This is a genomic window from Halomonas sp. (genome assembly GCF_029263665.1).
Classification (GTDB): domain Bacteria; phylum Pseudomonadota; class Gammaproteobacteria; order Pseudomonadales; family Halomonadaceae; genus Halomonas.
This window is the reverse complement of sequence record NZ_JAJUFQ010000031.1, coordinates 15,784-31,395: the sequence shown is the minus strand read 5'-3', so window position 1 is coordinate 31,395 and position 15,612 is coordinate 15,784. Positions and strand designations below refer to the sequence as shown.

12 protein-coding genes are annotated in these 15,612 nt (G+C 56.7%); 8 read left to right on the top strand and 4 right to left on the bottom strand.

Going from position 1 to position 15,612, the window contains the following annotated elements; genetic code table 11:
• Nucleotides 1-83: 83 nt before the first annotated feature.
• The 3 genes from Q1K07_RS19930 to Q1K07_RS19920 form a co-directional block, all read right to left on the bottom strand.
• Nucleotides 84-656 (bottom strand): gamma carbonic anhydrase family protein, encoded by a 573-nt coding sequence (locus tag Q1K07_RS19930; RefSeq protein ID WP_300315268.1) that lies wholly within the window; start codon nucleotides 654-656, stop codon nucleotides 84-86.
• Nucleotides 657-716: 60 nt separating this feature from the next.
• A complete protein-coding gene (locus Q1K07_RS19925) occupies nucleotides 717-1,745 on the bottom strand; it encodes a patatin-like phospholipase family protein (protein WP_300315265.1) in 1,029 nt (342 codons plus the stop codon).
• 73 nt (nucleotides 1,746-1,818) lie between these two features.
• Nucleotides 1,819-3,159: a sodium-dependent transporter gene (locus Q1K07_RS19920; RefSeq protein ID WP_300315262.1), complete on the bottom strand. Its 1,341-nt coding sequence runs from the start codon at nucleotides 3,157-3,159 to the stop codon at nucleotides 1,819-1,821.
• Between the two features lie 109 nt (nucleotides 3,160-3,268).
• On the opposite strand from Q1K07_RS19920, the gene prlC reads away from it, so the two are divergent.
• Together prlC and Q1K07_RS19910 are read left to right on the top strand one after the other, a co-directional pair.
• Nucleotides 3,269-5,317 carry an oligopeptidase A gene (prlC, locus tag Q1K07_RS19915; protein ID WP_300315259.1) on the top strand — a complete coding sequence of 683 codons (2,049 nt, stop codon included), beginning with the start codon at nucleotides 3,269-3,271 and terminating at the stop codon, nucleotides 5,315-5,317.
• Between the two features lie 58 nt (nucleotides 5,318-5,375).
• Nucleotides 5,376-5,621, top strand: coding sequence for a YheV family putative zinc ribbon protein (locus tag Q1K07_RS19910; RefSeq protein ID WP_300315257.1), 246 nt, complete (start codon nucleotides 5,376-5,378; stop codon nucleotides 5,619-5,621).
• A 10-nt stretch (nucleotides 5,622-5,631) separates the two neighbouring features.
• Here the strand turns inward: Q1K07_RS19910 and Q1K07_RS19905 are convergent, their stop codons facing one another.
• Nucleotides 5,632-6,579, bottom strand: coding sequence for a LysR substrate-binding domain-containing protein (locus Q1K07_RS19905; protein ID WP_300315254.1), 948 nt, complete (start codon nucleotides 6,577-6,579; stop codon nucleotides 5,632-5,634).
• Between the two features lie 236 nt (nucleotides 6,580-6,815).
• Between Q1K07_RS19905 and Q1K07_RS19900 the strand changes: the two genes are divergently transcribed.
• The 6 genes from Q1K07_RS19900 to Q1K07_RS19875 all read left to right on the top strand — a co-directional run bounded on the left by Q1K07_RS19900 (nucleotide 6,816) and on the right by Q1K07_RS19875 (nucleotide 15,543).
• Complete coding sequence (locus Q1K07_RS19900; RefSeq protein ID WP_300315251.1) at nucleotides 6,816-7,556, top strand: class II aldolase/adducin family protein; 741 nt, start codon at nucleotides 6,816-6,818, stop codon at nucleotides 7,554-7,556.
• A 55-nt stretch (nucleotides 7,557-7,611) separates the two neighbouring features.
• A complete protein-coding gene (locus Q1K07_RS19895) occupies nucleotides 7,612-9,003 on the top strand; it encodes a YjiH family protein (protein ID WP_300315249.1) in 1,392 nt (463 codons plus the stop codon).
• A gap of 79 nt (nucleotides 9,004-9,082) precedes the next feature.
• Nucleotides 9,083-10,819, top strand: coding sequence for an amidohydrolase (locus tag Q1K07_RS19890; protein WP_300315247.1), 1,737 nt, complete (start codon nucleotides 9,083-9,085; stop codon nucleotides 10,817-10,819).
• A 137-nt stretch (nucleotides 10,820-10,956) separates the two neighbouring features.
• Nucleotides 10,957-11,961: a GTP-binding protein gene (locus tag Q1K07_RS19885; RefSeq protein ID WP_300315244.1), complete on the top strand. Its 1,005-nt coding sequence runs from the start codon at nucleotides 10,957-10,959 to the stop codon at nucleotides 11,959-11,961.
• A 306-nt stretch (nucleotides 11,962-12,267) separates the two neighbouring features.
• Nucleotides 12,268-13,248: a TAXI family TRAP transporter solute-binding subunit gene (locus tag Q1K07_RS19880; RefSeq protein WP_300315241.1), complete on the top strand. Its 981-nt coding sequence runs from the start codon at nucleotides 12,268-12,270 to the stop codon at nucleotides 13,246-13,248.
• A gap of 108 nt (nucleotides 13,249-13,356) precedes the next feature.
• On the top strand, nucleotides 13,357-15,543 hold the full coding sequence (locus Q1K07_RS19875; RefSeq protein ID WP_300315238.1) for a TRAP transporter fused permease subunit: 2,187 nt from the start codon (nucleotides 13,357-13,359) through the stop codon (nucleotides 15,541-15,543).
• The last annotated feature ends 69 nt before the right edge of the window (nucleotides 15,544-15,612 follow it).

Here is a 15,612-nt window from a genome sequence, read left to right as displayed (position 1 = left end):
ATACTGGATAAATGACCAGATTATCGCCTGACAGTTCAATTATAACAATGCGTTAGAAAAACAAGGATGTATTCAGCACTTTCTCACCGTTCAGCGACGCCACAAGCAACGGATAGGTACTGATCCTTCAGCTTCACGTAATTCCCCGCGGTGTATGGGAAGAAGGCCCGCTCCTTGTCCTTCAAGGGCCGTAGCGCCTTGGCCGGGTTGCCCGCATAGACATATCCTCCCTCCAAGCGCTTGCCCGGCGGCACCACCGCACCGGCTGCGATGATCACCTCGTCCTCGACCACTGCCCCATCCATGACGATAGCCCCCATGCCGACAAGAATGCGGTTGCCCAGCGTGCAACCGTGCAGTACTGCCTTATGGCCGATCGTGACCTCATCGCCAATGGTCAGAGGGTGTCCATCCGGATTGAAGTCACTGGAATGGGTGATATGCAGTACGCTGCCGTCCTGCACGCTGGTGCGAGAACCAATGCGGATACGGTGCATGTCGCCGCGAATGACCGCCATGGGCCATACCGAGCAGTCATCACCCAGTTCCACATCACCGAGCACCATGCATTGCGGATCGATATACACACGCTCACCCAGTCTTGGCGAATGTCCCTGCCAAGGGCGCAGTGTTGGATAACCTGGAATATTTGCCATTATTTCCTTCTCCTTGTGCGGTTCATCGAAGCGATGGAAAGTGTCTTGCGAGTGTCAGTCTCAGGCCTCGGTATCCTGGTAGACACTCTCCGTATCCAGGGTGGAATGGCAGCCCAGAGCATCGAAGTTCTCTCCCAACCAGGCGGCAGCAGCCTTGCGCCCCAGATCACGCAAGTGGCAAAGGAAAGCCCACTCCGTGTTGAGCTTGCTTGAGGCCGAGAGCTCTGACAGCGCATCATCTCCACCGATTCGGTGAAACAGGGTGCCAGCATAACAGCCAATCTCGACGCCCTGGCTGACCATGAGTTTCTGCATCATGTCGATCAAGCGTATTTCCTTGATCAATGAGGCATTGAACGTGATCTCATTAAGCCGATTGTGAATCTCGGCCGCCGTATCAGGCACTTGCTCTCGGCGAATGGGATTGATCTGTACAATGACGATATCTCGGGAACTACAGTGCTGCATCAGCGGCAACAGACTGGGGTTCCCCATGTAACCGCCATCCCAGTAGGCTTCATCATCGATCTCTACCGCCTGATAAAGGCTGGGAATGCATGCCGAGGCCATGACGGCGTCCAGACTCATCTCCTCGCGGCGGAAGATACGCTGCTTGCCGCTACGCACATTGGTAGCGGCCACGAACAGCTTGAGCGACGGACAACTGCGCACATGATCAAAATCGACACGTTCAGCGACGATGTCGCGCAGCGGGTTCAGATTCAAGGGGTTGAACTGGTAGGGCGAGACCAGCCGGCCCAACAGGTCCATTGCAACATAACCGGGAGAGTGGTCGAGGCTCCAGTTGCCCAACCAGGCATCCAGCAGCGTACGCTTGATCGGGCTGGTGATACCTGCCTGGCTGACCGCATTCCAGAAATCATTCAGTGCTTCCCGGGCAGTCTGTTCATTGCCGCGGGTCAGGGCATCGGCAATGACAACGGCATTCATGGCACCTGCGCTGGTACCGCTGACACCCTCGATATCGATACGAGGATCTTCGAGCAACAGGTCCAGCACTCCCCAGGTGAAAGCACCGTGGGCACCCCCTCCCTGGAGAGCCAGATCAATACGCTTGCGTTCCGTCATTTTTCTTCCCTGCTCGCTTCATCGGAAATACGACACCAGCGGCAGAGAGACGCTCAGCCAAGCATGTCTCCGTCTACACCAAGCCGCTGATCAGCACCACGACCACCAATGGAATCGAAATCCAGCGTAGCACGATGCGCCACAGGCGGAAGCCATTGGGCCCTGCATCCAGTGCACGCAAGGCCTCCTGCTCCAGCATTACCCAGGCAGCAAAGATGGCAATCAGCAAACCACCCAAAGGCAGGAAGATTTCCGGGGGAATGGTGCTGACCACATCGAAGAAGTTCATCGATCCGAGGACATGAAAGTCCGATAGGGTAGAAAAGGACAACACGCACAGCATTCCCACCAGCCACACGCAGACACCGGTCACCAGGGCCGCACGGCGACGCGTCATCCCCCAACCGATCAACGTCGCCACAATCGGCTCGGCCAGGTTGATCGAAGATGTCCAGGTAGCCAATACCAGCAACAGGAAGAACAAGCCCAGCCAGAAGGCCCCAAAAGGCAGATCAGCAAAGGCCACCGGCAGCGTGATGAACATCAGCCCCGGCCCCTCGCCAGGATCCATACCCTGTGTGAAGACCACCGAGAAAATCGCGATACCCGCAAGCAAGGCCACGATCACATCGAGTATCGCCACGGCGGCGGCAGCCCCCGGCAGGCTCTGATGATCCGGCATATAAGCGCCATAGGCCATCAACGCACAGGCGCCCACTGCTAAAGTGAAGAAGGCATGGCCCATGGCATGAAGGAAGACCATAGGCGTGACAGCGGAGAAATCCGGAGTGAACAACCATTCCAGCGCAGGGCCGAAACCTTCCATGGAAATCGCATGACCCGCCAGCACGAACAGCAATAGATACAAGGCTGGCATCAGCAGGTTGTTGAGACGCTCCAGCCCCTTGGAAACCCCGGCAGCCACCACCAGCATGGTCAGCACCAGGAACAGCGTATGATCCATGGCCATGCGCAACGGATTGGCGAGAAAGTCGCCAAACCCTGCACCGACCTGGTCTGCGCTCATTCCTTGGAAACCACCGGAGAATGCAGTGACCATGAAGTCCATGGCCCAGCCGGAGACCACAGAATAGAAAGACAGAATGCAGAACACCGTGAAGGCACCAAACAGGCCCAACCAGCACCAATGTTCACTGTGTCCGGCCTGACGGGCCAGCTTTCCCAGGGACAACATGGGGCTGCTGCGTCCGGCACGACCAATCAGAATCTCCGCCATCATCACCGGCAGCCCCAGAAGTACCACGAAACCGACATAGATCAGCAGGAAGGCGGCACCGCCGTTTTCACCGGTGATATAGGGAAAGCGCCAGATATTGCCCAGTCCTACAGCGGCCCCTGTTACCGCCAGGATAAAAGCACGTCGCGAACTCCAGCGCTCCAGCGTTTGGTTCATGTTGTTCTACATCCAGTCACAATTCGAAGTGCGCAAGACTAGCACATTGAAACCCGCGACTGGTGCCCGCATCTAAAGAGAACTTGAAACCTTCCATAAAGAGGTGCGTATGTCCCGTAATCCCCTGCTCGAAAGCCATGACCTGCCGCCCTTCGGCGACATCCGCCCCGAACATGTGGCAGCCGCAGTGGATACACTGCTGGCAGAGCTGCGTCAGGGCGTCGAGGCACTGGTGACACGCGCTGAACAGGAAACACCTCGCTGGGAGACACTGGCTGCACCTCTGGAAGCATTGAACGATCGCTTGTCCCAGGCCTGGTCTCCGGTATCGCATCTCAACAGCACCATGAGCTCGCCCGAGCTGCGCGAAGCGCATGATGGCTGTCTGCAGAAGTTGTCCGAATACAGCACCTGGCTGGGTCAGCACGAAGGACTGTGTCAGGCCTGGCAAGCCTTGAAGGACGGTCCGGCGTGGGCAGACCTGGACGAGGCCCAGCGCCGCACCGTAGATAATGCCCTGCGCGATTTTCGCCTGGCCGGTGTCAGCCTGCCCGCCGAAAAGAAGCAACGTGCGGCCGAGCTACGCTCGCGGCTGTCCACCCTGGCCAGCACCTTCTCCAACCAGCTGCTCGATGCAACACAGGCCTGGTCGCTGGACCTGGAGGATGATCAACGCCTCGAAGGTCTTCCGGAAAGCGCACTCGCGACCCTCGCCGCCAATGCGGAAGCCAAAGGGCTCAGCGGTTATCGACTGACCCTGGACTTCCCCAGTTTCTATCCCGTCGTCAGCTATGCCAACGACCGGGAATTGCGCCGTGAAGTCTATACCGCCTTTGTCACCCGAGCCTCCGACCAGGGGCCCAATGCCGGCGAATATGACAATGCGCCAATCATGGTGGAAACCCTGCGTCTGCGTCGTGAGCTTGCCGAACTACTGGGCTTTGACAGCTACACCGACTACTCCCTGGCCACCAAGATGGCAGAAAGTCCCGAACAGGTACTCGGCTTCCTGGATGACTTGGCGGCCCGCGCCCTGTCCCAGGGCAAACAGGAATTTGCCGAACTCGAAGCCTTCGCCAGGGACGAGTTGGACCTGGCCGACCTCCAGCCCTGGGATATTGGCTATGCCAGCGAGAAACTGCGCGAAGCCCGCTATGCCATTTCCCAGGAACAGCTGAGACCCTATTTCCCTGCTCCCAAGGTGGTGAATGGTCTGTTTGCCGTGGTCGAGCGCCTCTACGGTGTACAGGTGGAAGAGGATGCGACAACGCCAACGTATCATCCAGATGTGCGTTTCTATCGCCTGCTGGAAAATGGTACTCCCATCGCAGGTTTCTACCTGGATCTGTACGCCCGGGAAGGCAAGCGTGGTGGTGCCTGGATGGATGAATGCCGGGTTCGCCGCCGCCAGGATGGCGAATTGCAACTGCCAGTCGCCTATCTGGTCTGCAACTTCACGCGCCCCGTGGGCAACCGACCCGCTCTGCTGACCCATGATGAAGTGACGACCTTGTTCCACGAATTCGGACACGGCCTGCATCATATGCTGACCCGTCAGGAAGTGGCCGATGTCTCCGGCATCAACGGTGTGGCCTGGGATGCTGTGGAACTACCCAGCCAGTTCATGGAGAACTTCTGCTGGGAACGCGAAGGACTGGACTTGATTTCCGCCCATGTGGATAGCGGCGATCCCCTGCCTGATGAGCTGTTCGACAAGCTCACGGCCGCCAAGAATTTCCAGTCGGCCATGGGGCTGTTGCGTCAGGTCGAGTTTTCGCTGTTCGACTTCCGCCTGCACCTGGAGCTGGCAGCTCCCAGCGCAGAGGACATCCAGGATCTGCTCAATACGGTACGTGAAGCGGTATCGGTAGTACCCAAGGTTGATTTCAACCGCTTCCAGAATGGTTTCTCACATATCTTTGCCGGTGGCTATGCAGCTGGCTACTACAGTTACAAGTGGGCGGAAGTGCTTTCTGCCGATGCCTGGAGCGCGTTCGAAGAGAGCGGTATCTTCGATGCCACCACCGGGTCTCGTTTCCGTAAGGAGATCCTGGAACCAGGCGGCGCCCGGGATGCCGCCGAACTGTTCCGCGCGTTCCGTGGACGCGAGCCGAGCATCGACCCGCTGCTGCGTCATAGTGGCATCAAGGCCGCCTGATCCATTTACCCTTCATCCGTGCCCTGTGGCAGGGCACGGATGAGCCACCGGAGGCTACATGTCCCTCAAGAAACGCTTCATTGCCGGTGTCGTCTGCCCTCGCTGCGCCGAGATGGACCGCATTCGTGCCTGGGAACAGAACGGGGTGCGCTATCGCGAGTGCGTCAATTGTGACTTCTTCGAGCAACTGCCGATCGAAAGTGCCCCCCCCAAAGAGCTCGAAACCCGGGTCAATCGCCCCCAGGAAGCATCTCCCAGCGAAGAGATCAGCACTGTCAAGATCATCGACCCCAAGCTGCACTGAGTCATCCTGCCTAGCCTGTCGGGTCTTTCTCGACCTCTTGCCTTTCTTCCTCGACTGGCTCGTCAGCAATCTGCATGAGCCAGTCGACAAATGCCTGTACTCGCGAATCACCAATGCAGGTATGGCGTATCGCAAGATAGTAAGCGCCGCATATCAAAGGAGTCTGAGAAACTTCGGCCAAACGCCCCTGTGCCAGTTCATGGGCCACAAAGTAGCGTGGCAATACTGCAGCGCCCATGCCATGCAGCGCTGCATCGAGTACGAATTGAAAATGCTCGAAGCGCTGTCCCGGCAAGGCCGCAACCTCCTCATCACTCAACCCCGCCGCATGAAACCATAGATAGGTGGAGGACAGATGCACAGGACTAGCTTTCGGTACATGGCATAACAATGGGTAATCCTGCAACTGCCGTGGATGGGTGATCACGCCATGGTGCTCTCTCAAGGATGGCGTGCACACTGCCACCAGCTCGCAGGGTAGCAGTAACTGCGTAACAAACCCCGACCAGCGCCCCTGGCCATAGAGAATCCCGATATCAAAGCCTTCCTGAGTGACATAGAGCTGATCGAGATCGCCGAAGTACTCTATATCAAAGCCAGGATAGCTATCAGCAAAAGCTTCCATTCTCGGTAATAGCCAGCGTGTCGTGAAGGACGGTTCAGCACCGACTTGCAGCGGCTTGGCATAATCACGTCGCACCTCCCGTGTCACTATCGCCAGACGCTCGAGCAGCGGTGCAATGTCCTGCGCATAACATCGCCCACTCTCGGTCAAGACCAGGCGTTGCTTGACTCGGCGAAACAACTGACAACCCAGCGATGCTTCCAGCTTTCTGATCTGGCGGCTGACAGCACTCTGCGTGAGGCTCAGTTCCTCTGCGGCCTGCGTCACACTCATATGGCGAGCAGTTGCCTCGAAACAGCACAGCGCAATGGTCGTCGGCAGTCCTCTCGGCATCAGAGTGATTCCTTTTTGGAATGACCTGTGAAATCTAAGTCGTTATCTCGGCAGTAACAAGTGACCTATTCTCCGGCGTATAACGCCAGGACATCAGTACAACGCTCTTTCGAGCTCCCAACAAGACAGCTCCCACAAAGCCTGGACTAAGCAAAGGAAAGCTTGAGCTGCCGCAAGGCAGGGTGTCTACAACGTTGCGCTTCCACAAAAACTATCGAATCTCAGGACACGAATACATGAACCACCCGGGCACTGAATCATCCCTGCGAACCGATCTTGCCGCTGCATATCGCTTACTGGATCACTATGGATGGAGTGATCAGGTTTTTACCCATATTTCCGTGCGCACCCCCAGCGAGACACCCACTTTTTTGATCAATGCCTATGGCCTGATGCCAGAGGAAATCACGGCTTCAAACCTGGTAAAAATCGACATTAATGGCAACAAGGTCGATAACCAGAACATCGACGTCAATCCAGCCGGCTTCACTATCCACAGTACGATTCACTCAGCGCGTCACGACGCCGTCTGTGTCATGCATACACATACGCTAGCAGGCATGGCCGTTGCCGCGCTCGAGGAAGGCCTGTTGCCACTCAACCAGACCAACATGGCGTTCTATAAGCGTGTTTCCTACTACGACTATGAAGGCATCCCTCTTGATTTAAGTGCGCGCGAACGCATTGCAGCAGCGCTCGGCGACAAGAAGTGCATGATTCTGCGCAATCATGGGCTGTTGACCGTAGGCCGGAGCGTAGCTGAGGCCTTTTTTTATATGTACTACCTCAATAAGGCTTGCGAGATTCAAATTGAGGCCATGAAAACCGGACGGAAATTGATCCTTCCCTCGGACGCTGATTGTGAGTTCACCGCTCAACAGTTCGATAACGAGAAGTACCACAGCGAAAGCGTCGAACTGGTATGGAATGCCTTGCGTAGAAAACTGGACCGCATGGATGCCAGCTATCGCAAATAGCCTCATAACAAGCTGATGTTAAAGGCTTTTATATTACAACAAAGAAGGTAACACCATGATTGAGCAACCACGTTCCAAATTGAGTGATCCTAACCATGCAAGACTACTGAGCCCATATTCTGCAAAACAACTGGCCAAGTTCATCATCCCCACTCTGTTCGGTATTCTGCTTTTCCTCACCCCCATCAGCGTTGATGGTCGTTTGACCGTGATGATTGCCTTCGTCATCGACTATATCAATACCGTCATCAAACCGCTGATGGTGCCGGTCACAGTGTTCATCGCCGTTGTTCCCAGCCTGATCACCGTACTGGTGACCTTCAGCCCATTGAAGTACCACTCCAATCGTTTCATTCAACTGTTCAACCCTGGCCTGGGCTGGACAACAGTACGGGTTATCGGGGCCATCCTGATGTTGATGGTCTACCTGGAGATCGGGCCGGAGTGGATCTGGAGCAGAAACACCGGTGGCGTCATGCTCTACGATGTGGGCCCTGTGGTACTGGCCATCTACTTCCTGTCTGCTCTGCTGCTGCCTTTGCTGACGGACTATGGCCTGATGGAATTTACAGGCAGCCTCGTCAGCCGGGTCTTCGAGAAACTCTTCGGATTACCTGGGCGCGCTGCCATCGACAGTCTGGCTTCCTGGCTGTCGGCCTCATCAGTCGGCATCATTCTGACGACCCAGCAGTATCGTGAAGGCTACTACAGCAGCCGTGAAGCCTGCGTCATCGCCACCAACTTCTCGATTGTCTCGATTGCCTACTCTTACCTGCTGCTCAGTCTCATTGGTATGCAGCATGTGTTCCTGCAGTGGTATGCCTGCGTTGCAATCACCGGAGTCCTGTGTGCCATCATTGTGCCGAAACTACCTCCCCTGCGCGGCAAGAAAGATGAATACTTTCCCTCTGTCGGCAAGCAGTTGAAATCCGACCGTCTCGAAGGTGAAAGCCTTCTGGCCCTCGGACTGCGGCGTGCCGTGGAACGCGCCGATAGCGCCGCCACTCCCGTCGAACTGGTCAAGCGCAGCATTCATGTCAGTCTCGACATCGCCATTTCCGTCTACCCCGCCATGATGGTGGTGGGCTGTACAGGCTTGGCGCTCATTGCCTACACCCCGATATTCGACTATCTGGCGCAACCGCTGGTGCCACTATTCCAACTGTTGCAATTACCAGAAGCAGAGCAGGCCGCACCTGCACTGCTCGCTGGTATCGTCGACAGCATCATGCCGACTCTGCTGGGTGCCAGCATCGAAAGTGAAGTTACGCGGTTCGTGCTGGCTGGCGTGGCCGTCAACCAGATCATCTTCTTTACCGAAGCCGCCATCATTCTGGTGCGTGCTGACATTGGTCTGAAGTTACGCGATCTGCTGATGATCTATGTGCTTCGGGTACTTATTTCATTGCCCATCCTGGCACTTCTGGGTCATCTAGTCCTGAACTGACGCCGTGTCGGGCACACCCGTGGCCTGAGCAACTCACTAACAACATCTTAGCGTCCCATTCACCGTCGAGAATCGAACAATGAACCATTCAGACGCATTGGCCGCATCACAGGCCCCCTCTCCTGGCGCAGACCTGGTGCTGACCAATGGCCGCATCTATACCGTGAACGATGCCCAACCATGGGCCGAGGCCGTAGCGATCAAAGCCGGTCGTTTCATTGCCGTTGGCAGCACAACAGACATTGCGCCTTACATCAATGATCGTACCCAGGTCATTGACCTGGATGGCCGTTTTGTCATGCCAGGAATCTATGACATGCACACCCATCCAGACCTGGCATTGGCGCCCGAGTACGCCGGCTACCTCGATGTCGGCATAGAAGACCCGACGCCAGAACAAGTCAAACAGGCCATGCTGGACTATGCCGCCAATGCTCCAGCAGATGCCGAAGGTTGGGTATATGGCGCCTATTTTGTACGCTACACCTTCAAGCAGGCTGGCATTGTGCCCAGTCGAGCCTGGCTAGACAGTTTCCTTCCCGACCGACCTGCCGCTATCCTCGACCGCTCCTGGGGGTGCATGCTGGTCAATTCCAAGGCTCTGGAACTTGCCGGTATCACCGCGGATACACCAGATCCGCGCCATGGCTATATCGAACGTGACAGCATTACCGGTGAACCTACCGGTATTCTGGTCGATGGCGCCTATGCCCTGATTCATGCCGCCATGCCACCGACACCGGCACACGCGCTGCAACGTGCTTACGGAGAAGCGGTGCATTTCCAAAGCGGACGTGGCGTGGTCGGCACAAAGTTTGTCCATGTCTGCGAGCATCGCCTCAATGCGCTCAAAGCCATCGACCAGCGCGGCAAGCTGACGGTACGTGTCGAGGCCGCCATCAGTTGGCAGGATGATATCTTCCCGGTCAAACGGCGCTGGGAGCTACTTGCTGGTGAGCGCCACTTCTATCGCAGTTCACGGCTGAACGCCAATGCGGTCAAGTTCCACTTCGACGGTACCCACGAATCACGCTCTTCCTACCTGTCTACAGCATGGCCAGGTGACACCCGTTGGCGCGGCCATCTGAACCTGACGCCAGAGCACATTACCGACATGGTCGTCGACATGGACCGCAAGGGCATTCGTGTCATCGCTCACTGCACCGGTGACGGTGCTTCCGACATTTTCCTCGACGCGGTGGCCGAGGCCCGTCGTCGTAATGGCCCGAACGGTGTACAGCATCAATGCGCCCATTGCACCACGCTACTCGACAAGAATCTGTCACGCTTTGCCGAACTCAACGTCATTGCCGAGTTTTCCCCTGTAGGCTGGTATCCGTCATCGTTCAGCTATGCACGCGCTGTGTTTGGCGAGGATCGCATGCAGCGGGCCTACAACTTCAAGGGTGTCCTGGAGGCTGGCGGCACTGCCGTCATGGGAACCGACTGGCCAGTATCCAGCTTCGATCCGTGGATTGGCTTTGAAGCCATGGTCACTCGGGAAAATCCCTGGGGTGAAGAGGAAGGCCGTTTCTATGGCGAACCCATCGCGCTTGAGCAAGCCATGCGAGTGATGACCATCAATGGCGCCAAGGCCATGGACATCGATGATCGTGCTGGTTCCATCGAAGTCGACAAGTACGCCGACCTGATCGTGCTGGATCGTAACCTGTTCGAGATCGAGCCCAAGGGCAACATTCACAACACCAAGGTCGAGATGACCCTAATGGAAGGCCAATGGGTCTGGGACGCTCATGGAGAGCTTGATGGCACAGAGCATCAAGCGGTCTGGCAGCGCGATTTGCCCTGTTTCTGATCAGGGAACGATCCTGCCCTCTGATCACCTCCGTATTTGAACCTTGTTTCAGAAAGACACAACTGCTGTACAGGCCATTTCAGGTAGTCCCATAGAAGGCTGTCATCACAGCCTTCTACCTATTCATGAGGTCATGCATGAGCCCCATTCCCGTCACCATCGTTTCCGGCTTTCTCGGCTCAGGAAAGACCACCCTGCTCAATCGTATTCTCAATACCAGCGCTGACATGCGTATCGCCGTCATGGTCAATGACTTTGGTGCCGTCAATATCGACAGCGAGCTGATCGTCAGCCAGACAGAAACCATGATCAGTCTGACCAACGGCTGTATCTGTTGCACAGTTGAGAGTGACCTGATCGAGCAATTGACCCAACTGATCCATGCACCGGACATCCGCCCTGAATACTTGATCATCGAAGCCAGCGGGGTCTCCAATCCGGCCAAGATCGTCAATACCCTGCGCTACCCACAGTTCACAGGAAAGCTTGCCATTGACAGTACGATTACTGTGGTCGATGCCAGCCAGTTTGCGGACCTTGAGGGCGAGCCAGCTCAACTGGCCATGGACCAGCTGGATATTGCCGACATCGTGCTATTGAACAAGGCCGATATCGCCACCGATGCGCAAATCTCGGCGTTCAAGCAACGCTGGTCCTACCCTGGTCTGCGCCTTTACAGCACCCATTATTGCGATGTGCCACTCTCCTTGATCCTGGGTACCGGGCACTTCAATCCCGATCACTTCGACGAGCATCACTGCGCCGCCGAACATGACCATCGGTGCAGCGCTCACTGCCATTCGCATGATCATCAACAGATGTTCGACACCTGGTACTGGCAAAGCCAGCGGCCTCTATCCTTGAGTGCCTTGCGCCAAGCCCTTGCGGAGCTGCCATCGACCATCTATCGAGCCAAAGGATTCTGCCAACTGGTCGAGTTGCCTGAACGTAGCGCTATTGTGCATGTGGTCGGTAGCCGCCATGACATTCAGCCAGGAGACCTCTGGAAAGGAGAAGCTCCTGTTTCACGCCTGGTGTTCATCGGGATTCGCGGTGGCATTGATCAAGATGCTCTTCAACATACCCTCGATGGCTGCATCGCTGCACAAATATCACCGATCGATACTGATACGACGATATAGATATCAGAGGTATGGAGCCTGAGGAGCATCACCACAGACAGAAACCACAGACCTTGTCACGTCATGTGCGGAAACCCGCACACTTCATCTTGGGTGACGTGTGGGTTTCCGCCATCTCGCGACATGTTCATTTTCGACTTTCGTCTGAAATGAAAAACATAAAAAATTGATTTATATAAACAAAAACATTTCAGGCACACCCCTTGCGATAGTCTTTCCCGACAACCGGCCTAGGCTGGAAGACGACACAACAGCAACACCATCACAACAACACCGTTACAAATGACATCGCATTGGAGACATGCCATGAACACCACTACCCGGATACTGACCGGTGCTATCGCCTCTTCACTCCTGCTGGTTGGCACGGCTCAGGCAGAACGCGAGGACTGGCCCCAGAACTTCACGGTAGGCACGGCAAGCCAGGGCGGCACTTACTTCGTCTATGGTTCCGGCTGGGCCAACCTGGTTGCTGATCAACTGGGAATTTCCGGCGGTGGCGAAGTCACCGGCGGCCCAACCCAGAACCTGGCTCTGGTCCAGAGTGGCGATGTCGCCTTTGGACTCACGACCATGGGCCCTGCCGCAGATGCTGTCGAGGGCAAGAGTCCGCTGGCACCGGGCGTCAAGATGGACAACGTATGTGCGCTGTTCCCGATGTACGAGACACCGTTCTCCATCGCGGCCCTGTCATCCAGCGGCATCACCTCCATCTCGGAAATTCCCGATGGTGCCCGTATCGGTTTCGGCCCCGCGGCCTCCACCTCCGATACCTATTTCCCGGCTATTCTTGAAGCACTGGGCGTGAACTTCGAGCGCCGCAACGGTGGTTGGTCCGATCTTGGCGGACAATTGCAGGATGGCCTGCTCGACGTCGTCGCCTTTGCCGCAGGTATCCCGATTCCGGCCGTCAGCCAGTTGGAAGTTCAGACCGACGTCAACATCATCGAATTCACCGAGGAAGAGCAGCAGCAGGTCCTCGACAAGTTCCCTGTCTCGGCTTTCTCCATCCCGGCCAGCACCTATACCACGCTGGATCATGATGCTCGTGCAGTTTCCATGTGGAACTTCGCCATTGGCGCCTGCGACCTGCCCGAGGACTTCGTCTACGAAGTCACCAAGGTAACCATGGAAAATAACGACAAGATGCAGAGCATCCACCGCAGTGCTGCAACCAGCGTTCCCGAGAACATTCAGTACAACACTGTACTGCCGTTCCACCCTGGTGCCGCCCGCTGGTATGAAGAAAACGGCTACGAAATCGACCCGAAGCTCGTCAAGCAGTAAGGGACGGCCATCCTGTGGGCAACCGTGGGATGGCTTCCATCGATGATGTTCGGCAAACCCTGATCACTCCCCTTTCAGGGTTTGCTTTACCTTTCAAGGTATTGCTCCATGTCCCACATTCCTGATCCTTCCCGCAACGAGCATGGCGCCGAAGAGCTGCTCGAGCCCATCGTGGCCGAGGGTGTCGACGAAGAGCCCGTTGAACCCAACCGCCGTCTTTACGATGGTTGGAAATGGTGGCTGTTCGGCGCTCTGGCCGTGGCTTATGCCACCTTCCACCTGGTGTCTCTCAATATCTATCCCATGGAGACCTGGTCGTTTCGCATCATTCACGTTTGCGGCGCCTTGATCCTGGGCTTCGGCCTCTACACCGGCTCTCGCTTTGTCTCCGATGGCGAGAAAGGCGGGGCTCCCAGCTGGTCGAATGTACTGGCCCTGGTCATGTTGATTCCGGCGGGTTATGCACTGATCCAGGTGATACTGATGCGTCAGGCCATGGCAGGGGGTGCCATGCGCATCGAACCGGCCATCGAGAACTGGCATTTTGGCGCACCGCTCATCGCTGCAACCGTGGTCGCAATTGTGCTGTCGTGGCTGCACCGCCAGCAGCGCAACAGCCTGTTGCTGGCGGATGTCGTACTGATGGTCTGTGCCCTGGCCTCCGCCGGCTATCTGCTGGTGATGTTCAACAGCCCATTACGCGCTTCTACTGGCACAGCTTTCGCGCCCATGGGTATCTCCTGGGCCGCCATCGCCGGTTCGCTGCTGATACTCGAAATGACTCGTCGCGTGGCTGGCATGGCGCTGGTGGTGATTGCCACCATTTTCCTGGCCTACGTCTTTGCTGGCCCCTACCTGCCGGGCTTTCTCGGTTATCCAGGGCTTTCTGTGGGACGCTTCTTCAGCCAGGTCTACACCGATGCCGGTGTACTCGGCCCGACCACTGCCGTTTCCTCGACCTATATCATCCTGTTCATCATCTTTGCCGCCTTCCTCCAGGCTTCCAAGGTCGGTGACTATTTCGTCAATTTTGCCTTCGCTGCTGCCGGTCGCGCTCGTGGTGGTCCTGCAAAGGTAGCCATCTTTGCCTCGGGCCTGATGGGCATGATCAATGGCACCAGCGCCGGTAACGTAGTGTCCACTGGCTCCTTGACCATTCCATTGATGAAGAAAGTCGGTTATCCAGGACGCAGCGCCGGGGCCATCGAGGCAGCCGCCTCCACTGGTGGGCAGATCATGCCGCCCATCATGGGCGCCGGGGCCTTCATCATGGCCGAGGTTACTGGGATTCCCTATACCGAGATCGCCATTGCTGCCGTGATCCCCGCTATTCTGTATTTTGCATCGATCTACTTCATGGTGGACTTCGAGGCCGCCCGCAAGGGCATGAGCGGCATGCGCAAGGACGAGATTCCGCAATTTGCCCGGCTTGCTCGTCAGGCCTATCTGTTTGCGCCCATCATCATTCTCGTCGTCGCCCTGTTCATGGGTTACTCGGTGATTCGCGCAGGTACCATCGCCACTGCTGCTGCTGCGGTGGTCAGTTGGCTGTCACCGCACAAGATGGGATTGCGGGCGATCATCACGGCCTTGCAACTGGCTGGCACCATGGCCATCCAGATCATCGCCGTATGTGCCTGCGCTGGCTTGATCGTCGGTGTCATTGCCCTGACCGGGGTCGGTGCACGCTTCTCTTCGCTGCTGCTTGGCCTGGCGGGATTCAGTCAGCTTCTGGCCCTGTTCTTTGCCATGTGCATCAGCATTCTGCTGGGAATGGGCATGCCCACCACCGCCGCGTACGCCGTAGCAGCTTCGGTGGTCGCCCCGGGCCTGATCAACATTGGCATCGAGCCGCTGGTTGCTCATTTCTTTGTCTTCTACTTCGCTGTGGTATCAGCCATCACGCCGCCTGTGGCGCTAGCTTCCTATGCAGCGGCAGGTATTTCCGGCGATAACGCCATGGGAACGTCAGTGGCATCGTTCAAGATCGGTCTGGCAGCCTTCATCGTGCCGTTCATGTTCTTCTATAGCCCGGCCATGTTGCTGGAAGGTAGTTGGCTGGAAATTCTGCGCGTTGGCCTGACCGCTACGCTGGGGATCGTCCTGCTGTCGTCCACCGTGCAGTCATGGTTCTTCGGCCCGCTGAAATCCTGGCAACGCCTGGTCGCCTTGGTCGGAGCCCTGTTCCTGATCTATGGCGGTATCTATACCGATGTAGCAGGCCTGGCCATTGCCGCAGCCCTGTACATGATGCAGAAGGCCCATCGCGGTGGCGCCAAGCAGATCATCACCTGAAACAGCCATCACCATGGCGCCATCATAAAGAAACGGCCCTGCCAGATGGCAGGGCCGTTTCCGTGTCCA